The sequence below is a fragment of the Candidatus Zixiibacteriota bacterium genome, from assembly GCA_022865345.1.
Lineage (GTDB): Bacteria > Zixibacteria > MSB-5A5 > MSB-5A5 > RBG-16-43-9 > RBG-16-43-9.
Window position 1 is genome coordinate 1 of the sequence record JALHSU010000222.1, and the last position, 2,983, is coordinate 2,983.

General features: G+C 42.8%; 4 protein-coding genes. All 4 read right to left on the reverse strand.

Going from position 1 to position 2,983, the window contains the following annotated elements:
• Positions 1-271: 271 nt before the first annotated feature.
• Complete coding sequence (locus tag MUP17_10745; protein ID MCJ7459457.1) at positions 272-547, reverse strand: hypothetical protein; 276 nt, start codon at positions 545-547, stop codon at positions 272-274.
• A 92-nt stretch (positions 548-639) separates the two neighbouring features.
• On the reverse strand, positions 640-1,137 hold the full coding sequence (locus tag MUP17_10750) for an isoprenylcysteine carboxylmethyltransferase family protein (protein MCJ7459458.1): 498 nt from the start codon (positions 1,135-1,137) through the stop codon (positions 640-642).
• Between the two features lie 53 nt (positions 1,138-1,190).
• A complete protein-coding gene (locus MUP17_10755) occupies positions 1,191-1,892 on the reverse strand; it encodes a hypothetical protein (protein ID MCJ7459459.1) in 702 nt (233 codons plus the stop codon).
• Positions 1,893-2,663: 771 nt separating this feature from the next.
• Positions 2,664-2,983, reverse strand: a 320-nt coding sequence (locus tag MUP17_10760; GenBank protein MCJ7459460.1) for a phospholipase A, incomplete at its 5' end; no start/stop codon positions are given.

Below are 2,983 nucleotides of genomic sequence, written 5' to 3' on the forward strand. Positions count from 1 at the left end.
CGCAGAATAGCGATTATCTGCCCGCCATTCTGCAAAATACTCTGCCAAATCCCAAAAGGATTTAGAAACTGCCAAATAATGACTGAAGTCAGGTATTTTAGGTAGAACATTCAAGCTTGTCTTTCGCTATGTGGTTAGTAGGTCGACCGCCCCCACCCTTCAATAAATTCCCTCGGATCTGAGCCTTCGTTCGATACTGAGTCTCATGACGAAGTGCAGGGTCGAAGACTGGGCGTTGACAATTTTTTTCTTATCAAGCAGGTGACCCGGTTCAGTGGCCCTCTGCCTCTTCCAGAAAACGTATCTCGCCCTCGAGGACGCCAGCCTCCTTTCCGGTTTTTGCTCCCTCCGGCGCACTGATGAAGGCTTTAGCCCGCTCCAGGTCATGTACCTCAAAGAGAAAAAATACAGTGTGAACGTCATCCAGTGAACGCCAGAGATGGACCAGGCTCAGTCCGGCTTTATGATGATCGCTCGCATGGGAGTCAAATATTGTCCTCCACTTCTCATAATTTCGAACCCGATTTCGACATAGCATGTAGATCATAATGTCCACCTCTTAGTTGCTGAACTCACCCCCTTAATTCCCCTCACTTTCTAAGAGAGGGGTCAGGGGTGAGTCCCAAAGCTTTGATAGCATCAGGCTGGGGCTCCTGACCTGTTTCTGCCAATTCTCGGCACCCACTTCCCTGTTTTCTCTTTATACTTCCTGTATTCCTCTCCAAACTTTGCTTCCAGCAGTTTTTCTTCATAACTTGCGAGGTAATTATAGAAGATGAATACCCCCGCAAATAATACCAGGGAGAGAAGCGATAACGTAGAGATCGACAGTCCGAGGTAAAACAGGATGCTTGCCAAGTACAGGGGATGTCTTACATGCTTGAAAGCTCCGCTTGTTATCACGCTATCAGGCTTATGTTCACGATCGATTACAACATGACCCGACCTGAAAAGATATATACCAGTGATAAACATAATGCCCAGGATGGCCAGGCGAATAAACAGCGGGATATAAGCTGACAGGAAAGTAGATAGATGCAGAAAAAAAGAATCTCCAGCCCAAACCAAGAAAAACAGCACAAACAATATTAACTGCCCGGCATCACCAAACGGATGCTCACCATTTTTTTCTTTCATGACTAAGAACAGAATAGTATCAGAGGCACAGAGCTCCTGACCTACAGTCTTAATTAAGGGGACAGCCGTTTTGATATAAGATTTAACTGCTTCTTGCTAATAACTTCAATGACAATCTCATTCCCAACAGTTAATAAGCCAGTAACAAATATAAAGCCCCTTTTATCATTTTCAATCAACATTTTCGACCCTTGCTCTATAACGAATGCACCATTAATTTTATACTCAGCCCTTAGAACTGTACCATCAAATTTCATCTCTATTGAGATATTCCTAAGTGAAACAGGGTATTGTGAGTCGAAAAAGTATATGGTATGAAATAGACTATTATTATCTTTCCGTAATTCAGTTTTTTCAGTTAACAAGGTTAGCTTGGGTTGCATCTGTTCTAATGTTCGTGAAATATCTGTCACTAATTTCGTCAATGCTTCTTCTTCATTCAATGCTGGGTAACTCCTTGTGGCAATTTGCACGAACGGTTGGAGTTTTTCGCTCACATCCTTCATTCGAACTTCTAGTGAATCATTTTGGCTAAGCAAGCTATCGTTCTGTTTTGTGATTTTGTACAGACTTTTTCCCCAATCCTTAATCTGCTGTTCTTGGCGAAGATGGTTTACGCCAATAACAACTAGGCTTAGGATGCCGCCGAGAACGGCTATCCACTTATATAAATTCCTATGCTTTTGCTTATCTATGAAATAATCTAGAATGTAGCCAAGAACTGCCAGAAAAGCAACTAGCAACGTTAAGACCATACGTCAGCTATCCTTGTAGGTCAGGTGCGCTGTGATGTTGGCAAACGACTAAGGTAAAGCTAAATCTTTACACTTCAGTTTTGCAAGCCTTTAGACTATTGCCTCTTGCCTTCTGCCTTTAATTGAAAGCGTCCCCAACGAGATTCGAACTCGTGTTGCCGTCGTAAAAGGGCGGGGACAGGCATAAAGAAAGATAATGACTTAGGAAATAAAGTCAATAGAAAGGTTCCTAAGTTTAATAAACAGAGTAAATTAAACCGAAATAAGCCAAAGTAGACCAAAAAAGGGAAGCTTGCACATTTTGGTTTGTTTTGACTTATTTTAGGCACAAAAAGCTTTCCATCATTTTTATGAGATTCTAGAGGATTTCCAAGATTATCCTTTCCCCCATCCTGCTGATGTTAGAACCTGTTTCATGGCTTAATTAACTTAGTACTACCCCCACCCTGTTTAGACTATTTCTCTTCCCCAGCAGGCACAGGGCGTCAGAAAATTTTCAGGTCAGGAGTCTATTAGTCTGTTTATCCCACACCGCTGCGCACTGTTTTTTCTTGAAAACAAGTTTTTGCTTGGGAAAAATACATACCTGAATCCCTTCAGACTGTTATGTTGATATAAGGAATTCTATAGTATTAGAATGGTCTTCAAAAAGCCAAGGACGCTGGTATTCAAAGAAGAATTCCAGTTCAAATGGAATCTGATCATGAGCAGACCATCTCGCTTAAAAGACAGCTTATTGTGCAGTTGCAGCAGCAATAGTCCACCCGACATTCATCTGGCAAACATGATCCCGATGCCGATTCTGGTTAGGGACCTCTTGTAGTCTACAAGGCTTTCCCCATAACCATGCGAAATCCGGAAGCTGAAAAAGCTCGTTGTGCTTTTTGGAACCGGCAGACTGTAGTTCAGGACGACGCCACCTTTGCCGGTATGAATGTTACCTCGGAGTATCACATGTATGGCGTGAGTCCACGTGAACTTGTAATACAAATGAATATCGCTGTAGCCGAGAAAATCAGTGATATCGGGGTTATCGTCGCCTACCGCCGCCTCAGGGAATTCCTTCTCGTCTTCAGGTAGCCGATACCGGA

Coding starts and splice junctions, on each gene's coding strand:
- MUP17_10750 (MCJ7459458.1), bottom strand. CDS start 1,137: ATGAAAGAAAAAAATGGTGAGCATCCGTTTGGTGATGCCGGGCAGTTA.
- MUP17_10755 (MCJ7459459.1), bottom strand. CDS start 1,892: ATGGTCTTAACGTTGCTAGTTGCTTTTCTGGCAGTTCTTGGCTACATT.
- MUP17_10745 (MCJ7459457.1), bottom strand. CDS start 547: ATGATCTACATGCTATGTCGAAATCGGGTTCGAAATTATGAGAAGTGG.